Annotated in this window: 23 protein-coding genes and 3 tRNA genes; 12 read left to right on the top strand and 14 right to left on the bottom strand. The window is 59.6% G+C overall.

Features of this window, described 5'->3' with window-relative positions:
• Positions 1 to 230: 230 nt before the first annotated feature.
• From JMN37_RS05590 to wecC, 3 genes are all read right to left on the bottom strand, one after another.
• A complete protein-coding gene (locus tag JMN37_RS05590) occupies positions 231 to 608 on the bottom strand; it encodes an integrase core domain-containing protein (protein WP_252931317.1) in 378 nt (125 codons plus the stop codon).
• Between the two features lie 2 nt (positions 609 to 610).
• Positions 611 to 1,087: a hypothetical protein gene (locus JMN37_RS05595; protein ID WP_252931318.1), complete on the bottom strand. Its 477-nt coding sequence runs from the start codon at positions 1,085 to 1,087 to the stop codon at positions 611 to 613.
• Between the two features lie 311 nt (positions 1,088 to 1,398).
• The gene (gene wecC, locus JMN37_RS05600; protein ID WP_305883253.1) at positions 1,399 to 2,658 is read right to left on the bottom strand and encodes a UDP-N-acetyl-D-mannosamine dehydrogenase; all 1,260 of its coding nucleotides are present in this window, start codon (positions 2,656 to 2,658) and stop codon (positions 1,399 to 1,401) included.
• 156 nt (positions 2,659 to 2,814) lie between these two features.
• Between wecC and JMN37_RS05605 the strand changes: the two genes are divergently transcribed.
• Positions 2,815 to 2,888 (top strand) — tRNA-Ile (locus tag JMN37_RS05605).
• Positions 2,889 to 2,933: 45 nt separating this feature from the next.
• On the opposite strand, the gene JMN37_RS05610 is transcribed toward JMN37_RS05605, so the two are convergent.
• The gene (locus tag JMN37_RS05610) at positions 2,934 to 5,237 is read right to left on the bottom strand and encodes a DEAD/DEAH box helicase (RefSeq protein ID WP_252931319.1); all 2,304 of its coding nucleotides are present in this window, start codon (positions 5,235 to 5,237) and stop codon (positions 2,934 to 2,936) included.
• Positions 5,238 to 5,396: 159 nt separating this feature from the next.
• Here JMN37_RS05610 and JMN37_RS05615 point away from each other — a divergent pair, with 159 nt between their 5' ends.
• Both JMN37_RS05615 and JMN37_RS05620 read left to right on the top strand, forming a co-directional pair.
• The gene (locus JMN37_RS05615) at positions 5,397 to 5,753 is read left to right on the top strand and encodes a DUF3800 domain-containing protein (protein WP_252931320.1); all 357 of its coding nucleotides are present in this window, start codon (positions 5,397 to 5,399) and stop codon (positions 5,751 to 5,753) included.
• Entirely contained in the window at positions 5,738 to 6,106 is a 369-nt protein-coding gene (locus tag JMN37_RS05620; RefSeq protein WP_252931321.1) for a DUF3800 domain-containing protein, read from the top strand. The genes JMN37_RS05615 and JMN37_RS05620 overlap by 16 nt, the downstream gene beginning before the upstream one ends.
• 296 nt (positions 6,107 to 6,402) lie before the next feature.
• On the opposite strand, the gene JMN37_RS05625 is transcribed toward JMN37_RS05620, so the two are convergent.
• Positions 6,403 to 6,475 (bottom strand) — tRNA-Asn (locus tag JMN37_RS05625).
• A 135-nt stretch (positions 6,476 to 6,610) separates the two neighbouring features.
• Here JMN37_RS05625 and JMN37_RS05630 point away from each other — a divergent pair.
• Complete coding sequence (locus JMN37_RS05630) at positions 6,611 to 7,984, top strand: NAD-dependent succinate-semialdehyde dehydrogenase (protein WP_252931322.1); 1,374 nt, start codon at positions 6,611 to 6,613, stop codon at positions 7,982 to 7,984.
• A 91-nt stretch (positions 7,985 to 8,075) separates the two neighbouring features.
• Here JMN37_RS05630 and JMN37_RS05635 read toward each other — a convergent pair whose 3' ends face one another.
• The 7 genes from JMN37_RS05635 to JMN37_RS05665 form a co-directional block, all read right to left on the bottom strand.
• Positions 8,076 to 9,503 carry a glycoside hydrolase family 32 protein gene (locus JMN37_RS05635; RefSeq protein WP_252931323.1) on the bottom strand — a complete coding sequence of 476 codons (1,428 nt, stop codon included), beginning with the start codon at positions 9,501 to 9,503 and terminating at the stop codon, positions 8,076 to 8,078.
• A gap of 28 nt (positions 9,504 to 9,531) precedes the next feature.
• Positions 9,532 to 10,800: an oligosaccharide MFS transporter gene (locus tag JMN37_RS05640; RefSeq protein ID WP_252931324.1), complete on the bottom strand. Its 1,269-nt coding sequence runs from the start codon at positions 10,798 to 10,800 to the stop codon at positions 9,532 to 9,534.
• A 179-nt stretch (positions 10,801 to 10,979) separates the two neighbouring features.
• Positions 10,980 to 12,011 (bottom strand): LacI family DNA-binding transcriptional regulator, encoded by a 1,032-nt coding sequence (locus tag JMN37_RS05645; RefSeq protein ID WP_071573478.1) that lies wholly within the window; start codon positions 12,009 to 12,011, stop codon positions 10,980 to 10,982.
• 105 nt (positions 12,012 to 12,116) lie between these two features.
• Positions 12,117 to 12,665, bottom strand: coding sequence for an excalibur calcium-binding domain-containing protein (locus JMN37_RS05650; protein WP_071573477.1), 549 nt, complete (start codon positions 12,663 to 12,665; stop codon positions 12,117 to 12,119).
• Positions 12,666 to 13,127: 462 nt separating this feature from the next.
• Complete coding sequence (locus JMN37_RS05655) at positions 13,128 to 13,796, bottom strand: DUF3800 domain-containing protein (RefSeq protein WP_070975340.1); 669 nt, start codon at positions 13,794 to 13,796, stop codon at positions 13,128 to 13,130.
• On the bottom strand, positions 13,789 to 14,283 hold the full coding sequence (locus JMN37_RS05660; protein WP_255365828.1) for an MFS transporter: 495 nt from the start codon (positions 14,281 to 14,283) through the stop codon (positions 13,789 to 13,791). Before JMN37_RS05660 ends, JMN37_RS05655 begins: the two co-directional genes overlap by 8 nt.
• 30 nt (positions 14,284 to 14,313) lie before the next feature.
• Positions 14,314 to 14,472 (bottom strand): LacI family DNA-binding transcriptional regulator, encoded by a 159-nt coding sequence (locus JMN37_RS05665; RefSeq protein WP_083329380.1) that lies wholly within the window; start codon positions 14,470 to 14,472, stop codon positions 14,314 to 14,316.
• A 227-nt stretch (positions 14,473 to 14,699) separates the two neighbouring features.
• On the opposite strand from JMN37_RS05665, the gene JMN37_RS05670 reads away from it, so the two are divergent.
• Positions 14,700 to 15,083, top strand: coding sequence for a hypothetical protein (locus JMN37_RS05670; RefSeq protein WP_143110594.1), 384 nt, complete (start codon positions 14,700 to 14,702; stop codon positions 15,081 to 15,083).
• A gap of 46 nt (positions 15,084 to 15,129) precedes the next feature.
• Positions 15,130 to 15,309, top strand: coding sequence for a hypothetical protein (locus tag JMN37_RS05675; protein ID WP_143110593.1), 180 nt, complete (start codon positions 15,130 to 15,132; stop codon positions 15,307 to 15,309).
• Positions 15,310 to 15,871: 562 nt separating this feature from the next.
• Here JMN37_RS05675 and JMN37_RS05680 read toward each other — a convergent pair.
• Positions 15,872 to 15,944, bottom strand: a tRNA-Asn gene (locus JMN37_RS05680).
• Positions 15,945 to 16,059: 115 nt separating this feature from the next.
• Here JMN37_RS05680 and JMN37_RS05685 point away from each other — a divergent pair.
• The 6 genes from JMN37_RS05685 (at position 16,060) to JMN37_RS05710 (ending at position 21,110) form a co-directional block, all read left to right on the top strand.
• Positions 16,060 to 16,677 (top strand): hypothetical protein, encoded by a 618-nt coding sequence (locus tag JMN37_RS05685; RefSeq protein WP_252931325.1) that lies wholly within the window; start codon positions 16,060 to 16,062, stop codon positions 16,675 to 16,677.
• 22 nt (positions 16,678 to 16,699) lie between these two features.
• A complete protein-coding gene (locus JMN37_RS05690; RefSeq protein ID WP_252931326.1) occupies positions 16,700 to 17,338 on the top strand; it encodes a DUF4230 domain-containing protein in 639 nt (212 codons plus the stop codon).
• A 13-nt stretch (positions 17,339 to 17,351) separates the two neighbouring features.
• Entirely contained in the window at positions 17,352 to 18,149 is a 798-nt protein-coding gene (locus JMN37_RS05695) for a serine hydrolase domain-containing protein (RefSeq protein WP_252931327.1), read from the top strand.
• A gap of 10 nt (positions 18,150 to 18,159) precedes the next feature.
• Entirely contained in the window at positions 18,160 to 19,617 is a 1,458-nt protein-coding gene (gene uriT / locus JMN37_RS05700) for a uridine transporter UriT (protein WP_070477959.1), read from the top strand.
• Positions 19,618 to 20,559: a uridine-preferring nucleoside hydrolase UriH gene (gene uriH, locus JMN37_RS05705; protein ID WP_252931328.1), complete on the top strand. Its 942-nt coding sequence runs from the start codon at positions 19,618 to 19,620 to the stop codon at positions 20,557 to 20,559.
• A 227-nt stretch (positions 20,560 to 20,786) separates the two neighbouring features.
• Positions 20,787 to 21,110 (top strand): hypothetical protein, encoded by a 324-nt coding sequence (locus JMN37_RS05710; protein WP_252931329.1) that lies wholly within the window; start codon positions 20,787 to 20,789, stop codon positions 21,108 to 21,110.
• Between the two features lie 2 nt (positions 21,111 to 21,112).
• Here JMN37_RS05710 and JMN37_RS05715 read toward each other — a convergent pair whose 3' ends face one another.
• Positions 21,113 to 21,907 (bottom strand): HAD-IIA family hydrolase, encoded by a 795-nt coding sequence (locus tag JMN37_RS05715; protein ID WP_252931330.1) that lies wholly within the window; start codon positions 21,905 to 21,907, stop codon positions 21,113 to 21,115.

Consider the following 21,907-nt stretch of genomic DNA (forward strand, 5'->3'; position numbering starts at 1 on the left):
ACTCACGAACAGTCTTGGTAGCAGATTGTGTTCTGTCGAATACCTCTAATGCCTTGAGCCGCTGGGCATCCGTGTATCGCACATTAGTCATACGGGAAATCCTCCGAGTTTTCGTTCGCATGCCCTAATATCCCTTAAGCCGTATGCCTTGCTGAGCTGCCATATCATCGGTGTTGGCCTCGTGTGAAGTTGCCGCTTCCGCGGGGCCGTTTGGCATTTTGGATTAAGCGTTAAGGATTGTGCGCCTGGTTATAGTCAACTACGCGGGCCCAGATCTGATCTAGATCAAGTGGATGTGTAGACGATGGTGCCTTGGGGAAGGTATCGAAAGCCTGGCGTGGCGTGATGTGCATCTTGCCGACCAGCAGCGATTGATGCCGTCGTCGTTCGTTGTATACCTGGCGATATTCGGCCAGATATGTGTTGACCTCAGCAAGGCTGACTGGTTGGCGTGCATCGAGGAACTGGATCAACCTACGGTGAGATCGCTCGTCTTTTCCCTGGGTTGTCGGGACGAAACCAGCAATAGCAAGTACATCTTCGCCAGCGAGCCAAGTTTCAGTAGCCAAAGAGAAAACCACGGTGGTAGGTGGCGAAAGCTTCGCCATTGTCAGAAAGGATTTCTTGAGGTTTGCCGTAAGCGACGAACGCTTACGGCCAGCGCAGCGCGCGCATCAGTACCGTTTTCAGGCAGGGCGAATGCTGTGGTTCCGACATCGAATCTGCTGGCGTCATCGATGATCTGGTAAATCGTGACATGTGTGTGGGCATGGTCAAAGAGGCGATAGACCAGTCCATCGATTTGCCAAAGTTCACCGACAAAGTCACGGGCGAAGCGCTTATAGGAGCTGCGGGGCCGTTTGCGGGCATTGGTATCAACCAATCCCAGCTCATGCAGCCACGAGGCGATTGTGGAACGCGATGGGGTGCGATCTGCACCTGAAGTGTCAAACAAGAAGTAGTAGATCGACCAAGGCCCATAATCCAAGCCTTGTTCCATCAACTGTTGTCTGGCATTAACGACTGCGATTTTGTCGGCCTCATCAAATTTTTTCATCGGATTCTTCGGGGCAGTCGAATCCGGCACGATACCTGCTCAGCCCTTCTGCGCTATTCGGTTTTTGATGTTGTGGTACGTCTGTCGCGAGATCTCCAGCTCTTTGCAAAACTGTGTGACCGTTTTACCGTCACGAACGGGATTGAAATCTGCGATCTTTCTTCGTTTATGCAATGGAATAGCCATCTGGCTATTCCACCGCCGAGAATGTCCAACAAGCCAATAGACATCCCGTCCAAAAACATCCTGGACTCCGTGTCCAAAAAGTCACTGGACATCACATTCCTAGGCTTACCCGAAGCGCAGTTTCGAGCACAGCCTAGGAATGACGACGAGCAGAACTAACGGTTCAACAGGCCCTTAGTGTCAATAACATTCTTGCCCTCGAACTTGTCGTTGGCTAGGGTCTTGAACTCCTTGTGATCGACGAGCAGGACGATGACGTCGGCCTGCTCGAGAGCGTCGGTGTAGCTGACCAATTCGACGTTATCGAAGCCCTTAAGTCGTTTTGGAAGCTCGGAGCAGTTCGGCTCAACAGCAAGAATCTGCTTATCCTCAAGCTCCTCTGCGAGATCGACGGCGATGTTAAGAGCGGGGGACTCGCGCAGGTCGTCGATATCTGCTTTGAATGCCAGACCGAAGACAGCAACCTTGGAAGCGTTGGACTCTGCCACAGCCTCCTTGATCCTCTGCTTAACCCATTCCGGCTTACCGTCGTTTATCTTGCGGGCGGTGTGGATCAGCTTCGAGTTCTCCGGGTCAGCGGAAACGATGAACCACGGATCAACTGCAATGCAGTGGCCGCCGACGCCAGGGCCTGGTTGCAGGATGTTCACGCGAGGGTGGTGGTTTGCAAGGTTAATGAGTTCCCAGACGTTGATGCCCAGCTTGTCGCTGATGAGAGAAAGCTCGTTTGCGAAGGCAATGTTGACGTCACGGAAGGAGTTCTCTGTGAGCTTTGCTAGTTCTGCTGTGCGGTCGTTGGTCTTGAGCAGCTCGCCCTTGCAGAAGCTTGCATATATTGCCTCAGCGCGTTCCGCTGAGCCAGGGGACATACCACCAATAATTCGGTCGTTTGTGCGCAGCTCTTCCATAGCTTTGCCCGGCAAGATGCGCTCTGGGCAGTGAGCGAAAAAGACTACAGGTTTTGAGGAATCCGAGTTGTCGCCATCTGCACGGAGGTCGGGGCGAAGTTCTAGAATCCGGGCCGCCATCTTTTCGGTTGTCGTTGGTGGGGAAGTGGATTCGAGGATAACCAACTCGTCACCTTCGAGCTTTGGTGCGATAGCTTCAGCGGCTGAATAGATAAAGCGCATGTCAACGCTGTGGTCGTCGTTAAATGGGGTGGGAACCGCGATGACGTAGTTCTTCGCGTGAGGCATTTGAGTGGTCGCCTTGAAATTGCCTGATTCAAGGGCATTCTTGAGCTCTTCCTCCAGTCCCGGCTCGACAATGGTGACGTGGCCTGCGTTGACTGCGTCCACCTTTTCTTGGACAACATCAACGCCCATTACCTTCAAGCCGGATTCCGCCATCACCACGGCGGTTGGTAGGCCAATATATCCAAGGCCAACAAATGCGACATCTGCGTCCATTTTCATTGCCACTTTCTGATAGGTAGTAGTTCAGGTGCAGCCAAGACTTTGCGCCCTTCGGTATATTGTTTGAATTGTACTAAAGCAGTCCAAATCAGTGTGATTGGGTCTCGGTAGACTGGTCAGTTATACTGCACCGAGCTCCAATTGGTTGGAGCAACTGGGGCTATAGCTCAGTCGGTTAGAGCCGCGGACTCATAATCCGCTGGTCGCGGGTTCGAGCCCCGCTGGCCCCACAAGAATTAAGATACTGGAAAGCGTCGAGAAGTAAGCGCATCGGTTTACACAAAGCCCTGCTTGCGAATGACCGAACTGCGTTTGCGGAACGCTGCGGTGAGTGCAGGGACTTGGTGGTCGTGGAAGTCGTAAACCGTGGCTGTGTTTTCCGTGCCGCGGGTAACGCGTCCGATTTGCTGGATGACGTTCCCTTTGAACGCGACAGGAGCTGCGAGGACGAGGGTGTCGAGAGCTGGGAGGTCTACCCCTTCTCCTGCAATTTGGGTCATGGCGATAAGGATGAACTGGGGCGTGCTGTCGAGGGCCTTTCTGGTGGCTTTGCGGTCCTTCGAAGACTGCGCGCCGTGGAGCGTGAAGACCGGCATGCGGAGGCCGGGGTGATCGCGTGTGAGCAGCGTTTCGAGGGCGCTGATGTGCTCGCGGCGCTTGACCAACACAAGGACGTTGCTTCCATTGGCGGAGGCGCGGGTGATGGTCTCGGCGATAAGCGCGTTGCGGGCGCAATCGGCGGCGAGGGCATTGTCGAGGTCGGGCCAATAGAGGTGGGGCTCGGCGTAGGAGAATTCCGTAGTTTGCACAACGTAATGCTTGGGGCCGGCATGCTCGAGTTCCATCGTGTGGCGGATAGGACCGCAGATCAGAGGTAGCAGGGCGTCGAGGCCGTCGGAGCGGTACGGGGTCGCGGTAAGGCCGTTGATGAATCGGACGTTGAGGTCTGCAAGGACGCGGGTGAGGCCGGCGGCACCGACGCGGTGGCATTCGTCGATGATGATGTAGCCGTAGTCGGCGAGGAAATCGGTTCGTGAGTCGGTTCGGCTGATGGACTGAGCGGTGACAATGTCGATGTCTCCGCTCAGTTTCTTGGAGTTGCCGCCGTATCGGCCGATGGTGGGGGCGTCGAGAAATTTGGTAAGTGCTTCTCGCCACTGCGTGGCGAGCTCTACATTGGGAACGATGATTGCGGTCGGCACTTGGCGGTGTGCGATCAGCGCGCACGCCATCACGGTCTTGCCCGCACCCGGTGGCGCGACGAGTACACCAGTGGGGTGTTTGCGCATGGCTGTGACGGCTTTGCGCTGCTTGGGGTGCAACTCGCCGGTGAATTCGGCGTGCATGGTGTGCGGCTTTGGTGTTTTGCCACGGCGACTCACGGTGTAACCGGCGGTTTTGAGGATAGAGATGGCCTGATCAAGCGTGCCGCGATCCAGAGTGAGAGTGTTGTCGTGCTCGTCGAAGCGGATAATGAGGCGGGGCGTTTGGAAGGTGGACAGGCGCTGGGCCTGGCGGATGTAGAACTGCGGGTTGGGGATCGCGCCGAGGTGGCGAAGTGCGGTGGCCGTGGTGCCGTCGACGCCTTCGAGTGAGATGTGCACGCGGGAATCGTGCGTGATGAGTACTTTGCCGGTTTGTTTGAGCGCTTTGAGCTCGGCCTTGGTCGGCGGTTGGGGGAGCTGAGTCTCTGGATCCGGCCGCAGGCGTGCAGCAATCTTTTTGAGCTGGGACTTAGACGCTTTGGCGGTGGAGGCGAGCGTGGCGAATTGATCGTCGGTGGGTTCGAAGGAGGCGTCGACAAAGATGGTGCGCTGCTCGGCACGATGTTGACCCGCGAGTGGGAGCGCGATGAGGTTGCCGAAGCCACGGCGCTTGCCGGGCAGTGTGTCCTGGGAAGGGAAGAAGCGGTCGAAGCTGGTGAAGAACTGCTTCGGGCTGGCCTTAGCGAGCAGGCCGGTTCCCACGGTGCGCGCAAGGGCAGCCGGGACGGGCTCGCTGAAGAAGATCCACACGTGAGCACCAGTTCCGGAACGGGAGATTTCGATGAGCGGGTCGAGGCCGTACTCGCGACAGGTCTCGGCATACAGGCGGGCGGCGGTGCGGAAGTCGGCGTCGTCGAAATCGCAGGCGAGAAGGAAGCATGTGTCGCCCTTGCAGAGTGGATAGAGCCCAACGTGGAGGTTGTTGTCGCGGCGGAGATGCTGCTCGAGGACCTGGGGCGTGAGCGGCTTGAGATTTGGGTTGTTGCGGTCGTAACGACCGTAGGACGCCGGTGACCAGCCTTTCTTCTCGCCGTTCTGCCATGCGGTGGCGTACACGTCCTCGCGGCCACGGAAGTAGTCGGCGAACAGCCGCAGCTTTGCGTCGGGGGAGGAGAGATTGGTGACTGTGGTGAGGTCTTCGTGTGCTGGCGCTTGTGATGCTTGTGGTGGTTGCGGTGGCGTTGCGGGTTTGGGTCGGGTCTGCTCGGTTCCGGTTTCGGTGAGGAATGCCTCGAAATCATCGGTGCCAAGGAGCTTCGCGAGCGCACGCTCCAGGAGCTGCACGCGGGCCTCGAGGTCGTCTGCGTTTGGCATGGTTGGCTCCGGTTTTGGGGAGGGTAAGCGATGAAACCAGTGTAACTGGGGGTGCGGCGAGTAGGGCGGCGGTATGCTGATTTGCGACGCGGAAGGAGGCGTTATCCTATAGCGTGTAAGAAAAGCTGAGGTATCCCAGCCTCGTAGTATGACAGGTGAATGACAGCCCAGAAAAAGCCTTATTCTCTGCCCAATCGAGTGGATGTTTCAACTATTTATATTGATGAATCGGGTGCAAAAAATTCGAGAGGCGGATTCTTTGTAGTTGGTTTTGTAAAAGTGCGGGAGCCATATCTCTTAGCTCGTACTATCAGGCATCTTCGCCAGAAATACCGCTTTTACGGGGAAATTCATTTTGCTCAAATTAGCAAAAATCAGTTGCCGTTTTACTTCGATCTGGTAGAAGAACTGGCGATCGCCAACGTTAGGGTGGGGGTTCAGTCTACGATTCACAACGATCCTTTAGTGATGATTTGGCGACTTGGGAGCAACAGTCGCTCATGGCAGCAAAGCTGATACGAGGAAATATTAACCGGGGTGAACTCGTTAATGTTTTTCTGGATCTAGTTCAGACGCCCCAGGGGAATTCTGCCGCGAAGGTAGTAAAAGAACAAGTGAATAAGCGAATGGGATCTAGAAGTGTCATTGAGGCCTACGATGTCGATTCGAAGTCAACAGACTTGATACAACTTGCGGATGTTGTCGCGAGCTCAATTAACTATGAGCGTTGTCATCCAAAAGGGACCGAGACTGTGAAAGCTCGGGTAGCAGCCCGTCTCCGAAGGGCGCTCGATCTGGATAGTTTTGATGACGTTCAAGCTGGAAAAGTCAATATTCTCACTATTGAGGACGAACTTAAGTACAAATAGGGCGGACTAAACTTGCCAAATGGTAGGTTACTAGTGGTATAGTTGTCATTGTGTTGAGACTTGGGCTCACCTCCCACTACCTCGGCACCTGGTTGCGGTTGGTTACCGCTCTCCCAGACTAGCGCATAGATTCGATGCGTATTCAGACTTGACCGGCCCTCCTGCATCTCGAATGTAACGGGGGCCGGTCCTCGTTTTCAGCAAAAGGGGATACCCGGCTTAAGCCCTTAAGGGGTAATTCTGCCTAGGAGAAGCAAAAGGCCCGAGGATGCGGAAACCTCGGGCCTTTTGCTTTGCTCCTCCAACTGGGCTCGAACCAGTGACCCTTCGATTAACAGTCGAATGCTCTGCCAACTGAGCTATGGAGGAATACACACTTGGTGCGAAAGACACTCTAGCGCATGACAGGGAACAAGGGAAATCTGCGGTCCGCATAGACTGGGAACTGGCGTAAAGGTGCGTGAGTGGGCGTCGAAAAGTGGGAAGAAGCTGTAGCGTGGGGCCATGGCTACGACATATCGAGTACAAAATCCGGTGACGAATGAGATCGTCGCCACGTTTGAGCAGACCACTGACCAGGAGCTGCAGGACACCCTCCAGCGCGCCGACGCTGCGTACAAGACATGGAGTGCCCTCAGCTACGAGGAACGCGCCGCGTACCTGCGCAAAGTTGCCCAGCTTTTCGACGAGCGCCGCGACACCCTCGTGAACATCATCGCCGAGGAGATGGGCAAGGCCATTAACCAAGGCGACGGGGAAGTCAGCGAATGCGTGGAAATCTGCAACTACTACGCAGACCACGGTGCCGAGTTCGGCGCGGACGAGCCGCTGCCGCACGATGGCGGGGAGGTTGTGATCCGGAAGGTACCGCTCGGCGTGATCGTCGGCGTGATGCCGTGGAACTTCCCGTACTACCAAGTCGCGCGCTTCGCGGCGCCGACGCTGATGGCGGGTAACACCATAATTCTTAAGCACGCGTCCATCTGTCCGCGCTCCGCCGAAGCAATCCAGCAGATCTTTGACGACGCCGGCGTGCCCGAGGGCGTCTTCAACTACCGCCGCATTAGCCACAGCCAGATCGAAGACCTGCTCGCGGACCCACGCGTGCAAGGCGTATCACTCACCGGTTCCGAGGGGGCAGGCAAGGCCGTTGCGAAGACGGCAGGCGCCAACCTAAAGAAGGCCTTGCTGGAGCTCGGTGGTACTGACGCCTACATCGTCCTGGATACTGACGACATTGACCGTGAAGTGCGCACCGCCTTGACAAAGCGCATGAGCAACGTCGGCCAGGCGTGCACCTCCAACAAGCGCATCATCGTCATGGACGACATCTACGACGAGTTCGTTTCCAAGATGGTCGACGCCGTGTCCGAGCTTCGCCAGGGAGACCCGTTCTCGCCGGAAGACGGTCACTACTACCCGCTATCCTCCCGCGAAGCCGCCGAAACGTTGCGCGAACAAGTCGCCGCAGCCGTCGACACCGGCGCCACCCTGCACTGTGGAGGCGAACTGACTGGGGAAGGCGCGTACTTCACCCCGGCCGTCATCACCGACATCCCAGTCGGCTCCGACTCCTACTACGAAGAGTTCTTCGGCCCCGTCGTGGAGATCTACAAAGTGTCCTCCGATGAGGAAGCCGTGGAACTGGCCAACAACTCCCGCTACGGACTCGGCGGCGCCGTGTTCTCCACCGATGAGGAGCGCGCCAAGAAGGTTGCCAACCAGGTCGTCACCGGCATGATCCACGTCAACATCCCGCAGGCCCGCGGTGCAGGTCTGCCGTTCGGCGGCGTGAAGAACTCCGGCTTCGGCCGTGAAATGGGTCCGCTCGGGATGGACGAGTTTGTGAATAAGCAGCGCTACTTCGTGGCGAAGTAGCGCTGTGGTTCGGGGGCTTTCGGGGGTCGGAGTAGTCACCGAAAGCTGACTCGGGATTTTGTGAACAGAATTGCGTCTGCTGTGGGCGGGGCTAACCCCGCTTCAGCGGGCGCACCTCGACGTTGACACCGACAGGGCCCGCCACGGACTCGATCTCCACGGTGCGAGGCCCCTCACCGAGGAAGTCGAGGGAGGAGAGCGTCTCCGTAGCGTCCGCGGTGAACAGCTCGATAGAGCCGCGGTCGAGGTAGATGCCCAGGGCGTCGCCCGGGGTCCAAGGCATGGAGCGGTAGCCGCTGCCGGCGCCGTTACCCCGCGCGAGCACCAGGTGGATGCGTTCGGCGAGGGTGTCGAACACGATGTGGGCGGAGGGGACGTCGTCACGAATGAGGTGGAGGACCACCTGCTCGCAGGTGTTTGTCTGCAGCGGGACGGGCTGCTCCAGGTCGGGGGTGACGCGCAGCCATGCCTCCTCAAACGGGGGAAGGGTTGTTGTTTCGCCTGCTTGGAGGGTGGCGTCGTGCGTCTCGGCGGGGCCGAAGAGCCCGGCGATTTCGGGGGCGGGCGCGCAGTGGAGCGTGAGGGCGTCGCTAAGAGAGAGCTCCCGGGGGAGGCTGAGCTGACCGGACCAACTGTCCTCGCGAGAGGCGAGCGGGTGAGCGAACTCGCCCATCCAGCCGAACGCCAGGCGGCGGTTATTGGGGGCGGCGAAAGACTGGGTGGCGTAGAAGTGGTGGCCCCAGTCGAGAAGCCGGAAGTCGGTTTCGGGCACGAACTGCGCGTCGGGCTCCCACGAGCCCACGACGTAGCCGACGTTGTGGCCGTTGCGCAGGCTGTACCCGGAGCGGATCGGCGTGCGCACCATCGGGCCGTAGATGAGCACCCACTTGCCGTCGAGGAAGAAGAAATCAGGGCATTCGACCATGAAGACGTTCGGGTCTGGGTCGACAAAGAGGGAGCCGGCCTCGAACCAGTTGTAGAGATCCTCGGAAGTATAGAGCAGCACGTGACCGCGCCCGTCCACCTCTGCGCCGATGGTCATGTACCAGCGTCCGTCGTGGGAGAACACCTTCGGGTCTCGCGCATCCGCGTTGACGGGCGGGACCACGGCGCCGTGCTTTTCAAAGTGGACGCCGTCAGTGGAGGTGGCCAGCATCTGGGTCTGGAACTTGCCGTCCTTGTCATCGACGCCGTTGACCCAGCGGTTACCCGTATAGAACGCATACAGCGTGCCATCGTGGACGACGGCGGAACCCGACCAGATGCCGTCGGCGTCGTCGGAACCGGGTTCACCCGGGGCCAGCGCGATAGGCTCCTCGCGCCACTCGAGCAGGTCCGCAGAGGAGGCGTGGCCCCAGTGCATCGGGCCCCACGCCGGGCTGTACGGGTGATGTTGGAAGAAAGCGTGGAACCGGCCGTCGAAAAAGCAGAGGCCATTCGGGTCGTTGATCCAGCCGCCAGGGGCTGCGACGTGGAACGAAGGGTACCAGCGGTCGTTGGTGCGGCGGAGGGGTTGCATGATGAAACCTTTCTAGAAACGTTGCGGGCTAGCGAGTTGGGATTTCTTCGGGGTTGACCACGGCTTCATCGTCGCGTTTCAGCGCGAAGAACGCGATCACACCTGCGACGAAGACCACGCCTGAGATGACGAAGAAGGTTGGCTGGTAGCCAATCTGGTCGCGGAGGGAGCCCAGCGGGGTGGACAGGATCACGTTGCCGAGCTGCGAAGACAGCTGGAATGCTACCAAGTACAGGGTCGCGGAGAGCGCCTTGTTGAAGTGGATCGCAAAGTACTTGAAGATAGCCAGGATGCACAGCGGAACCTCAAACGCGTGCAACATCTTCGCGATACTGATCAACACCGGGCCCGCGAACGCCGCACACAGGAAGATACGGACGAACATGACGCCGATACCCAGCAGCAACGTATTGCGGGCGCCCACCTTGCGCATCAACAGCGGGATGAGGCCCATCATGATTGCCTCAAGGAAGACCTGCACCGAGTTCAACGTGCCGTACGCACGCTGGCCGACCTCCGGCGAACTAAACAGGGACGTGTAGAAGTCCGGGAACATCTGCTGGTCAAACACGGTGTAGAACGTCCAGGACAGCAACACAATCACGATGACCTTCCACACATGGCTGTCCTTGAGCAGGCCAAACATCTCGGAGACCGGCGGGGTCTTCGCCGTGACCTCCTCAATCGAGGCCTCCTGCGCCGTGCCCTGCGGGTGCCAGAACAGCTGGGTGCACAGCAGAAGCGCGCCGAGCGCGGAACCGATCCAGAAGTTCAGCATCGGGTTGATGGTGAAGAAGATACCCGCGAGCAACGCGACAATTGCGTAGGCAAACGAACCCCACATGCGGGCCTGGCCGTACTCGAAGCCGGTTCGGTTTGCCATCCTCTCCACGAACGCCTCCAGCAGCCCGGCGCCAGCCACGAACCCCGCCGAGAGCACCACGCTGCCCAGGATTGCGCCGACGATGAAGTGGTCGCGCAGCAACGGGTGGTAAATGAACTGCGTGAACGGACCGATGAGGGTTGCGCTCGCGCCGATGAAAATAGTCAGCGGGCGCTTCAGGTCCAGCTTGTCCTGAAGCACGCCGTACACCAGCATCAACGCCATCGTGATCGCGCCCTGGATGGCGTAGACGGTACCTACCTGCGCGCCGTTGAGCTGCAGACCGCCAGCCTCAGATGTGAGCCAGATCTGGTAGAAGGACCACCAGATCCCCCACGCTGCGAAGAACAGGAAAATCGTGGCGGAACCGAAGCGGTACGCGGGGTTTGAAAACTGCGATCGAAGCATATCCATCGCCGAACGTCCTTTCGTGTTAGGCCCGGGGTAGCCGGGCACGACAATGGCTTCACAGGGATATGTGCAGGTGCGCGTGCTGCGCTTCTCGTTCTTGGTCCTTGCAGCGACCCTGCTTAAACCTTTAAGCACATAGTATGTCGGGGGTGTGCGAAAGGTGGGGAAGTTGCTAAAACGATTTAGCGAGCTTGGGAAACGCTCCCACGCTCAACCACTTTCAGGGGGAGCAATGTGGGATTCTCGGTACCGGGCTGTTCGCCGGACAGAAGGCCAACCAGCATGCGCGCCGCCCGCGCACCCATCTCCTGATACGGCAGCCGGAACGTCGTCAACCCCGGCCGCACCAACGCCGCCAAATCCTCATCATCAAAGGACAACACCGAAATTGTCGACGCCACATCCAACCCCGCGTCCTGCATCGCCTGATACACGCCCAACGCCAAACGATCGTTCGCGGCCAGAACCGCGGTGGGGTAGTTTGCTGGGTCGTCGTCAAGAATTTCCGACATCCGTGCATACCCCGACGCCGGCTCCCACACCGACGCGTAGCCCTCCACGTGCAGACGGATCCCGTGATGCGCCAGGGCGGCGTCGATACCGCGCATGCGCTCGCTGATGCTGAACGAGGGGGTTTCTTCGTCTGGGAACCTGCCGATCAACGCAATCGAACGGTGCCCCCGCGCCACCAAATAGTCAATCGCGTCCCGGCCCGCCGCATAGTCATCTGGCAAAATCGCAGGAAGATCGCCAGCCTGACCGTTGCAGATCACGAGGGGCAAGCTCGTCTTCGGCAGATCCAGCTCACGCGACGCCATCAACCCGACCACAACGCCATCCACGTTCCGCGACTCCAACGTACGCAACGCCGGAGCAAACCGATCCGAACGGTGGCCGGTCTCCGCCATCATGACCGCGTGGCCAAGCCGCTCGGCCTCATCCACAATCCCTGTAATCATCGGGGAGGCGAAACGCGTAGTAGTGACCTCGTCAGAGAGGAAACCAATCGTGTGCGTACGTCCAGTCTTGAGCGCCCGTGCCAAGGTGTTTGGGCGGTAGCCCAGTTCGCGCGCGGCCTCTCGGACCTTCCACGCCGTCTCCTCGGGGATGCGTGAACCGGGCTTGCCGTTGAGCGCGAGGCTCACCGTGGCCGTGGAGACGCCGAGATGCTTCGCGATATCCGCGAGCGTGACACGATGCGAACTTCTGGACATTTGAAGCAGTATAGCCGGGGTGGGTCGGGCTTGATGGGGGTGGTAGGTGCCTTCGTGGGAATAGTCGGGAATTTGTGAACAGAATTGCGTCTGCTGTCGGCGCGACTACTCGCAGGCGACACCGTCACCGTCACGGTCGAGCTTCGAGCGGTAGCCAGGCTCGTGGCTGTAAATCGGAGTGACTCCGGCTCGGCGAGCTTCTGCGCAGGACTTGTAGGAGCCATTAGCAGGCAGTTTGCCGCTGCGCGAAGGCGCGGGTGCCTGCTTCGGGGCCGGAGCTGGAGCCGGAGCCGGGGCAGGCTTTGGGGCAGGCTTCGGTGCCGGCGCGGGTTTTGGTGCTGGTTTTGGAGCGGGAGCTGGGTTCGGGGCAGGCTTCTTTGCCGGTGGTCCAGGGATAATGCCTGGCAGTGGATTCGGAATGATGCGCTGCTGGACCGCCCAGAACGTAGCACCAGCGCCGATGCCCAGAACCGCGAGGATGCTTGTGACTGCGATGGCGGCGATGGCGCCGTCGGAAAGCCCCTCTGAAGGGGTCTCCGGCTTGGAGGTCGTGGTGGTTGCCGGGGCAGGGCTTTCAGGAGTGGCGTGTGCTGGTGCTGCGACGCCGAGCGTGAGCGAGCAGGCGAGGGCTGCTGCGATAGTTGTTTTTCTCATGTGTAAATCATGTCATGAATATTGGAAAAGCCTGAAATGACATGTTGTAAGAGAGTGGTTGGCAATCCCTAATCCCTCACTCGTCGCCGTGGAGGCATGAAGCCTGTGGGCTTTTGTAAAAACTCTTTACATGTCTTTTCGCTAATTCGCTGTCTTGCAAGCTTTCCCCTGAGCCAGTCGATGGCGGCTTCACCTCGTTTTAGTCGTTCTTCGTTTTCACCAAGCTCTGGTCCACCGCACGAGATCGAGCCATCCCTGTCAGTGATGGGGTGTGCGAACAACCTGGAGCTCGGGGAGTGATTTCAGGCAGATGGAGAAAGTGAAGCGGTTTGTGTATGAAACATCTCATAAAACTCTTGAATCGGTGGACATTATTGGTTATAATCAAGGCAACGCTGGCGATAAGTCCTCCAGGGGAGGACTTCTTACCCCGATAGGTGAGATAGCCAGCTTCTCTATGTTCTATGGTCGCCCCCATGGAAGGAACAAACTCGCAAGCGTCGGTTTAATGCACGGCTCAAACCATGTGCATTTCTTACCTTCTAAATGCCGCTGTACAGCCCAAAGGCCGTAATCAGCTACTTGTAATCCCCACGCTGAGGGCGCGGTCCACACACATAGCGTGATATTTCGCTGTATCTGACTGCACACTTCTTCTACTGCTTGTCGCGCAGCTTCTCTGATTCCTTTGGTACCGAACTCTGCCACAATGACGAACAGCTCGTCTTGAGGCTCGGAAACTTGGAGGGCGATTTCTTTGAGGTGTAAGTACCAGGCTGTCTTGTAGAGACCCATTGGTCCAGCGTCTTTGATGTGCGGGTATGCGTTTGACTTGTACAGGAAGGTTGTATCGAAGCGGGGCGCTTGCTTTTGGATGAGGCTGAACATTTCGTTTCGCGTTCTAGCAGAGTCGTCGACGGCGTGGAATCCGCGGGTGAGCTTTATTCCTTCTTTGGAGCGACTAGCGCGTAGGTGGAGCCCTTGTAGGAGGTCGTCTCCGTGTGTGTCGTGCTGGAATGCGGCGGTTCCGAAGCCGAAGTAGGTTGATGCTCCGCCACCTTGTGGGTTCGGTGTCCCGTCGTAGTCAAGGTTTCCGGTTTCGTCGGCGTAGAGGTAGATGCGTTTATTCATGGTTTCCATTCAGAGAGGCTTTAGGGACATTTTGTGTGTATAAATCTATCCGGCTTACCGGGATGACCTCGCCCAACATCACGATATGGTTTTCAAGACAGTCCCATTCGACCGTTTTGAGAAAACATTCATCGTCGCGTTTCAGCGCGAACACCGCGATCACACCAGCGAGGAAAGCCACGCCGGAGATGACGAAGAACGTTGGCTGGTAACCAATCTGGTCACGGAGCGAGCCCAGCGGGGTGGACAGGATCACGTTGCCGAGCTGCGAAGACAGCTGGAATGCCACCAGGTACAGGGTCGCGGAGAGTGCCTTGTTGAAGTGGATAGCGAAGTACTTGAAGATAGCCAGGATGCACAGCGGAACCTCAAACGCGTGCAGCATCTTCGCGATACTAATCAACACCGGGCCGGTAAACGCCGCGCAGAGGAAAATGCGGACGAACATCACGCCGATACCCAAAAGCAGCGTAGTGCGGGCGCCCAGTCTTCAAACCCGCGCCAAGGTGTTTGGACGTTAGCCCAGCTCGCGGGCCGCCTCCCGGACCCTCCGCACTGTCTCTTCCGGAATGCGCGAACCGGGTTTGCCGTTTAGTGCGAGGCTTACCGTGGCAGTGGAGACGCCGAGATGCTTCGCGATATCCGCGAGCGTGACACGATGCGAACTTCTGGACATTTGAAGCAGTATAGCCGGGGTGGGGTGGTCTTGGTTGGGATGGGCGTGGTGGGATGCGGTGAGGTCGGAGTACTCGTCGAAAACTGACTCGGGATTTTGTGAACAGAATTGCGTCTGCTGTGAGATGGGGTGCTCGCTCCAGCCAGCGAACCCGTCGGTGGCACCGACGGGTCCAGGCACAGTGGTGTAACTGGCGGGGCGTGCGTTCACACACTATCTTTAGACGCATGGGGGTTATGGAAGGCGCGATCCTCCAAATTAGTTTAAGGATCGCATATTTCATCTTTTTAGGTATATTTGCTGCTGCCGTGATGATCGATGGTTGGGACTTCACCGCAACAAATGCAATCATTGCCGCGACACCTATCTTTGCGTCGATAGTTGCGTTGCGTGGAGTAATTCGAACGCTTGAAGTTGCCAACGTTCAAGAATGGTGGCACAGAACCGAGTGGATCGTCGATAGGCTGATTGGCGCTCGGAATCATCATGAGATTCGAACCATGTCCGAGATTCTAGTGGCGCATTTGAAGTCAAACATCCCTAACGAGGAAGAGCGCAAACTAATCAACAACATAATGAACTCGGCATTGAAGTCTTTGCGAGTAGACTGAAAATCTATATTTCGGCTCGAGTTAAAAGGAAATTAGCATGCACACTATGGGACTTTTTCGCCGCAAGCGCGTGCTTCCGTACGCGAATGATGAGCGCACTGTTTTCCAGGACACCGATGACGCGAAAACAAGGTTGGCACGCCTTGCGCTGCTGACGAGTGCCAAGGGGGAGGTCGATCCTCTAGTGATAGAGATTCTTGGACCGGCAAAAAGCGGGAATTCATAACTTGGGGGCTTAAGGGACATTTTATGTGTATAAATCTATCTGGTTTCCCGGGATGACCTCGGCCAACAACCAGATATGGTTTTCAAAACAGTTCCATTCGCCCGTTTTGAGAAATCAACACCGAATGACGTCTGGTGTGTGGTCTGGAGTCTGCGGGTAGCGCAGGGACCCGCGGCATCGAGGGCTCTAGGGGACTAGAACCAGCCGCCTGTGCGTTGGGCGGTCGCATATAGCCAGGGGGACGCGCAAAGCCCTTGACGTGCACAATTCTGGTCGCATCGAGGCGCTCGGGTGTTCCGGTCGACGGGAGTAGGTCAACGGGAAGAGGTCGACGGACCGAAAGAATTCGAAACCGGCATTGATCATCAGTGGAACCCCAGCTTAGGCGTGAGAAGAGGGTGGGCCGGACGGAGATAAACACACAAAATGTCCCTTAAGCCAACTTGGGAGCGTGCCCGTTCGCTCCGGTCGGGGGCCGAAAGAGATCGACGGGATCAGCGTGGTCAAGACCGCAGCAACCAGAAACGCAAAAACCCGAGGTGATCGCCTCGGGTTGTGGTTGCTCCTCCAACTGGGCTCGAACCAGTGACCCTTCGATTAACAGTCGAATGCTCTGCCAACTGAGCTATGGAGGAATACGTGCTTAAAAGCAACGAGCAATACTTTAACCCGGATGTTGGGATTTGAAAAATCGCCAGTTCAGGGCATGTTTCGTGGACATGAGCAGTGGGCGGTTGTAGGGTGGTCGCTATGAAACACTCACTGCTTGCACTCACTGTAGCTTCGGCTGTGTCCGTGACGGCCGTCCAGGCGCCTGTCGCGTGGTCGGAGGAGACGCAGCAGGCCGCGCCGGACAAGGCCAACAGCTCCGGCAGCTCCGACGGCGAGGAACTGAGCCCGGCTGCAATTGCGGGGATCACGCTTGGTGTCCTGGCCGCTGTTGGTGCGGGAGCTGCGTTCGCCGTGTCGCAGGGGCTGATCCCGAACGTGGACCCGAAGGTGGTTGCTGGGCTGACGGGGTTGTCCTCGACGGTGCCGGGGTTGGCGGCGTTGGGCTTCGGAGGGGCGTCGATAAATAAGTGCTCTCCGCAGGCCTTTGATGCGGCGATGCCGGGCTGGCCAGGCGTGACCGGGACGACCGTGCTGTACTGCGAGGGCCAGTGGGCCGTGGCGGGGCAGAAGCAGTCGGACTGGATTGTGCCGTTTGAACGCAAGGGGGATCGCTGGGTGGCGCTGCTGCCGGATGGGACGTCGAAGCGCGGGCTGAACTCCGCGTGCTACAACGGTGACGCGCTGCGAGGCCGCGGTGCGCCACAGCAGTTTGTTGACAAGATCCGGGTCTGTGCCCCCGATGAGATCGGGCGGTAACGTGTCGCTGTAGTCTTGCGGCGTGGAAAAAAGAGGATTTCGAGTAGGCGCGCTGGTGCTTACCGCACTGGTGATTGCGTTGGTCACCGCGCTCGCGGTGTTGAAGTTTGTGGTCCCGAACGGCCTGCAGGTCGGTCGGGAGGAGATCAGTGAGGCGTCGATAGGGGCGTCGTTTAGGCAGGTGGGGGAGCTCTCGGTTGAGGAGTATGCGTACTCGAACGTGGGCAACTACGACAATAAGGGGCTTGAGCTCGCGGGTGTGAAAGTGCCGCTGACCGGGCGCAACTTCTTGCTGAGCTACAGTGGGACCGTCAAGGCGGGCATCGCGGACGTCGAGGCGATCGGCGTCAACATTGACGACGCCGCCCAGACCATCACGGTGCGAGTCCCAGAGGTGAGCGTGACCTCCTCGGAGATCGACGATAAGAGCGTGCAGGTGTATAAGCAGTCGATGAACCCGCTCAACCAGGTCAAGGTGGAGGACGTCACCGGCTTCCTCGCCGAGGAGAAGACGCGTGCGGCGGACAGTGCGGTCAAGGAGGGGTTGCTGGATCGCGCGCACACGCGAGTGGAGGAGCTCATGACCTCGCACGCGGAGGCGCTCAAGCAGGGCACCGCGATGCAGGACTACGAAGTGCACGTCGAGTGGGTGCGCAAGTAGCTATCATGTGGGCATGATTTTAGAAGAGCACCTTGCATCCTGGCCGGTGAAGCACTGCGCGGCGGCGCTCGTCGGTACGCATGGGGAAACCTACGGGGACCAGCACCGGGTGTTTGAGCTGGCGAGCGTGACCAAACTGCTCGCCGCGTACGGGGTGCTGCTGGCGGTGGAGGAAGGCGCCTTCGAGCTGGACACCCCGTGCGGGCCGGAGGGATCGATGGTGCGGCACCTGCTGTCGCACGCCAGCGGCGTCGGCTTCGATAGCAGGCGCCCGCAGAAGCCAGTCGGGGAGCGGCGGATTTACTCGTCCGCTGGCTACGAAATTCTTGCGGACTTCGTGGAGGAAACCACCGGCATCGCATTTCCGGAGTACCTGCACGAAGGTGTCTTTGAACCGTTGGGGATGGACACCGCCGTGTTGGAAGGCTCCGCGGGCCACGGGGCGCGCGCGAGCGTCGCAGACCTGAGCAAGTTCGCCGCGGAACTGCTGCAGCCCACACTGCTGCACCCGGACACCGTCGCGGAGGCGTTCCGCAACCAGTTCGGGGACTTGCGTGGGGTAGTGCCCGGCTACGGGATGCAAAAGCCATGCCCGTGGGGTCTCGGATTTGAGATTAAGGGGGAGAAGTCCCCCCATTGGACGGGCGACACCATGCCGGCCGACACGGTGGGGCATTTCGGTATGGCGGGGACCTATCTGTGGGTTGCGCAGGGCCAAGCCATGGTCGCGCTCACTGACGAGCAGTTCGGCGAGTGGGCGAAGCCCTTGTGGCAGGAAACGAACACTGCCATCTGGAACGCCCTGCTTTAGACTCGGGGGCATGCACGATACACACACGCCACCCCCGGAAGCAGGCCACCGCCTGCCGCCCGGCCAGGTTTGGCCACTCATGCTTGCCCTGTTAACCGCCGTCTTCGCGTTCCAACTGAACGCGTCCATGCTGGCGCCCGCGCTGGCGACGATGGAGCGTGAACTCGACGCCACCACTTCCCAGATCGGGTTGACGCAGACCGCGTTCTTTACCGCTGCGGCACTGTTTTCCCTGTTTATGCCGCGGTGGGGAGATTTAATTGGGCGTCGAAAAGTGCTGGTGGGCATGATGGTGGTCACCGCGATTGGCTCGGTGGTTGCGGCGCTGGCGGCGAATGTCACCATGCTGTTCATCGGGCGCGTCATTCAGGGCGTGTCGGGGCCGACGGTCGCGCTGACGTCCGTGATGCTGCGCCAGGAGGTGCGCGAAGAGAAACAGTTCGCGCTGCTGATTGGCATCTTGACCTCGATTAACGGTGGTATCGCGGGTATCGACGCCATCATGGGCGGCTGGCTCACAGCTGCCTTCGGCTTCCGCTCTCTGTTCTGGGTGATCGGCGTCTTCGCGGTCGTGGCGGTGTTTGCCGTGCACTTCGGCGTGCGTGAGACGAAGTCCGACGCCGGCTACGCCATGGACTGGAAGGGTGTGGTCCCGCTGGTCGTGGCCGTCGGCGCGATCCTGACCGCGCTGAACGAGGCCGGTGCGTTGGCCGCCGCGAACTGGTTCATGGTTATTGTTCTGCTCGCGGTCGGCGCGGTGGCGCTGGTGGTCTTCTGGCGCATCGAGTCCTCCACGGAGCACCCGCTGGTTGCCCCGCACCTGCTCAAGGAGCGGCGCACGTGGGCACTCTTGACGACGACCACCCTGACCATGACCGGCATTTTCGCCGTGATGAACGGCCTGGTCCCGAACCTTGCTCAGGACGAAACGTTCGGGCCGGGGATGTCGGCGGGCGTGGTGTCCTGGTGGACGCTGACCCCGTACGCGCTGGCCGGCCTGGTGTTCGGCCCGATCGCCGGGTTCTGTGCCGGGCGGGTGGGCTACAAGCTCATGCTGCAGATCGGTATCGCCGGTGCGTTCCTGTCGGTGGTCTTCGGCACGTTCGTGGTGTCCAACCCGACGAAGGGCCTGCTGCTGGCGCTGTCAGTTGCCGCTGGTGTGACCTACGCGGGTATCGCGAACATCATGCTCGGGTCGCTGCACGTGGTGCTGGCGCCGAAGACGAACCAGGGCTACCTGCCAGGCTTGAACGCGGGCGCGTTTAACCTGGGCGCCGGGATCTCCTTCACGGTGATCTTCGCGGTGGTGGCCACATTCGCCGACCAGAACGGCGGCTACCGCGCCGGCATGATCGCGGGCGCGGTCCTGCTCATCGGCGCGTTCTGCACGTCGTTCCTCATCCCGCGCCCCGAATCGCTTCCTGACACGATCGCCGCAGAAGACGCGGCACGAAAGAAGGTGCAGTAAATGACAACCAAGATCATCCTCGACTGCGACCCAGGCCACGACGACGCCGTGGCCATCCTGCTCGCAGCCGGAAACTCAAACATTGAACTCCTTGGCGTGACCACCGTCGGTGGCAACCACACGCTGGAGAAGGTCACGCGTAACGCGGCGCAGGTGCTGACCGTGGCAAAGCTCACGGACGTTCCGCTGTACGCGGGTGCGACCCGGCCGATCCTGCGCGAGGTGGAAACCGCCGAGGGCATTCATGGCGACACCGGCATGGAAATCCACGGCTTCGAGCTTCCCGAGCCGGCGCTGTCGGTGCAGGAGACGCACGGTGTGCAGTTCATCATCGACACGATCATGAACGAGCCCGCCGGGACCGTCACCCTGGTACCTACAGGCCCGCTGACTAACATCGCGCTTGCAGCCCGGCTGGAGCCGCGCATCGTCGAGCGCGTCAAGGAGGTCGTCCTGATGGGTGGGGCGTATGGCACCGGCAACTGGACGCCAAGCGCGGAGTTCAACATCATCGTCGACCCTGAAGCCGCCCATATCGTCTTCAACGAGAAGTGGCCCGTCGTCATGGTTGGCCTTGATCTGACGCACCAGGCACTGGCGACGAAAGAGGTCGAGGAGCAGTTCGCTGCGCTGGGCACGAACGTCGGCGACTTCGTAGTGGGGCTCTTCGGTGCGTTCCGCAAGAACTACCAGGACGCCCAGGGCTTTGATGACCCGCCAGTCCACGACCCATGCTGCGTCGCCTACCTCATCGACCCAACTGTGGTGGAGACGGTCAAGGTACCGGTGGACGTCGAGACGCAAGGGCTGCTCACCACCGGGCGCACCGTGGCCGACTTCCGCAGCCCCGCGCCCGCGGACTGCCACACCTCCGTGGCCACGAAGCTTGACGCCGAGCGGTTCTGGTCCATGGTGCTCGACGCTGTCAAGGCACTGGGGTAGCCGCGATGCAGCCCCCTGACCCTCAAGTAGAGCTTCAGTAAACAGGGGGATCAACCAGTTGTTGAGGGTTGCCCGGTGTGTCTCGTGTCATGCAAAGTGATGCGAGAGGCCGTTGGGGAAGACGAACCTCGTCTCGCACGAAGATGCGCCCGCCTAGTCAGCGGGCGCGGAACCGGCTAGTCACCGGGCGCGTGCGCCGCACTGTCACACACAGAAGGGTCCCCACAATGACAACAACACTCGTTGCCCCGCGTACGTGGCGCTCTGTCTGCGCCGCGCCCACGACCTCCGTCATGAGCATCCAAGACATGCCCGCCGCAGCGCGCATGCACGTCGAAGAGCTCCTGCTCATGCTTCCGGACGCGCCCGTCAACCCCGAAGCGCTCTGGGATGACGCCTGGTTCACCCGCTGGCGCCGGGACAGCACTGGCACCTACCAGTGCCGCGAAACCTTCCGCGCGACCCCGGACGTCACACGCAGCTTCGCGGACGCGCTCGCGGCGCTAGCCGCCGAGTACCGCTTCAGCGCCAGCGTCGAAGCGGCAGGATAGGGCTAGCTGTACGCGCCGTCGCCGAAAGGATCGGTGATGACGTCCACAAGCTGGGCGACGGAATCAATCACCTTCGTTGGCCTGTACGGGTAGCGGGCGATCTCGGCGTTGTCCGAAATCCCGGTGCGCACCAGCAGTGTGCGCATGCCGGCCTCCAGGCCGGACTTCACGTCCGTGTCCATCCGGTCACCAATCATGACCGTGTGCTCCGAGTGCGCGCCGATATTGTTCAGCGCCGAGCGCATCATCACCGGGTTCGGCTTGCCCACGTAGTACGGCTCCATCCCAGTCACCGACGTAATCATGGCGGCCACCGCGCCCGTCGCCGGGAGAATGCCGTTCGGGCCGGGGCCCGTCAGATCCGGGTTCGTGCCGATGAACCGCGCACCCTTCAAAATCAGGTTGCAGGCCGTCGTGATCGCCTCAAACGAATAGGTGCGCGTCTCACCCAGCACCACAAAGTCCGGATCCTGGTCCGTCAGGATCCACCCGGCCTTGTGCAATGCCGTGGTCATCCCGGCCTCACCAATCACGTAGGCCGAACCCTCTCCGACCTGCTGCGACAAAAACGTCGCCGTGGCCGTGGCGGACGTCCAAATCCGCTCCGGCTCAATCTGCAAGCCCATCCGGACCAGCTTCGCCGAGAGGTCCCGCGGGGTTTGCATCGAATTGTTCGTCAGCACCATAAACGGAATCGATTCATCGTGCAGGCGCTGAATGAAGGCGTCCGCGCCGGGAATCATCTGCCCTTCCTTGTGCAGGACGCCATCCATGTCAGTGAGATAGGAAATAGTCAC

Source organism: Corynebacterium lipophilum (assembly GCF_024102595.1).
GTDB lineage: Bacteria > Actinomycetota > Actinomycetes > Mycobacteriales > Mycobacteriaceae > Corynebacterium > Corynebacterium pseudogenitalium.

Excerpts from the sequence above, each read along its gene's own strand:
- JMN37_RS05665 (WP_083329380.1), bottom strand. The coding sequence starts at position 14,472 with ATGTCCAGAAGTTCGCATCGTGTCACGCTCGCGGATATCGCGAAGCAT.
- JMN37_RS05635 (WP_252931323.1), bottom strand. The coding sequence starts at position 9,503 with ATGCAACCCCTCCGCCGCACCAACGACCGCTGGTACCCTTCGTTCCAC.
- JMN37_RS05640 (WP_252931324.1), bottom strand. The coding sequence starts at position 10,800 with ATGGATATGCTTCGATCGCAGTTTTCAAACCCCGCGTACCGCTTCGGT.
- JMN37_RS05615 (WP_252931320.1), top strand. The coding sequence starts at position 5,397 with ATGACAGCCCAGAAAAAGCCTTATTCTCTGCCCAATCGAGTGGATGTT.
- JMN37_RS05695 (WP_252931327.1), top strand. The coding sequence starts at position 17,352 with ATGATTTTAGAAGAGCACCTTGCATCCTGGCCGGTGAAGCACTGCGCG.
- JMN37_RS05685 (WP_252931325.1), top strand. The coding sequence starts at position 16,060 with ATGAAACACTCACTGCTTGCACTCACTGTAGCTTCGGCTGTGTCCGTG.
- JMN37_RS05630 (WP_252931322.1), top strand. The coding sequence starts at position 6,611 with ATGGCTACGACATATCGAGTACAAAATCCGGTGACGAATGAGATCGTC.
- JMN37_RS05610 (WP_252931319.1), bottom strand. The coding sequence starts at position 5,237 with ATGCCAAACGCAGACGACCTCGAGGCCCGCGTGCAGCTCCTGGAGCGT.
- JMN37_RS05645 (WP_071573478.1), bottom strand. The coding sequence starts at position 12,011 with ATGTCCAGAAGTTCGCATCGTGTCACGCTCGCGGATATCGCGAAGCAT.
- wecC (WP_305883253.1), bottom strand. The coding sequence starts at position 2,658 with ATGAAAATGGACGCAGATGTCGCATTTGTTGGCCTTGGATATATTGGC.
- JMN37_RS05670 (WP_143110594.1), top strand. The coding sequence starts at position 14,700 with ATGGGGGTTATGGAAGGCGCGATCCTCCAAATTAGTTTAAGGATCGCA.
- JMN37_RS05620 (WP_252931321.1), top strand. The coding sequence starts at position 5,738 with ATGGCAGCAAAGCTGATACGAGGAAATATTAACCGGGGTGAACTCGTT.
- JMN37_RS05710 (WP_252931329.1), top strand. The coding sequence starts at position 20,787 with ATGACAACAACACTCGTTGCCCCGCGTACGTGGCGCTCTGTCTGCGCC.
- JMN37_RS05590 (WP_252931317.1), bottom strand. The coding sequence starts at position 608 with ATGGCGAAGCTTTCGCCACCTACCACCGTGGTTTTCTCTTTGGCTACT.
- uriT (WP_070477959.1), top strand. The coding sequence starts at position 18,160 with ATGCACGATACACACACGCCACCCCCGGAAGCAGGCCACCGCCTGCCG.
- JMN37_RS05675 (WP_143110593.1), top strand. The coding sequence starts at position 15,130 with ATGGGACTTTTTCGCCGCAAGCGCGTGCTTCCGTACGCGAATGATGAG.
- uriH (WP_252931328.1), top strand. The coding sequence starts at position 19,618 with ATGACAACCAAGATCATCCTCGACTGCGACCCAGGCCACGACGACGCC.
- JMN37_RS05650 (WP_071573477.1), bottom strand. The coding sequence starts at position 12,665 with ATGAGAAAAACAACTATCGCAGCAGCCCTCGCCTGCTCGCTCACGCTC.
- JMN37_RS05655 (WP_070975340.1), bottom strand. The coding sequence starts at position 13,796 with ATGAATAAACGCATCTACCTCTACGCCGACGAAACCGGAAACCTTGAC.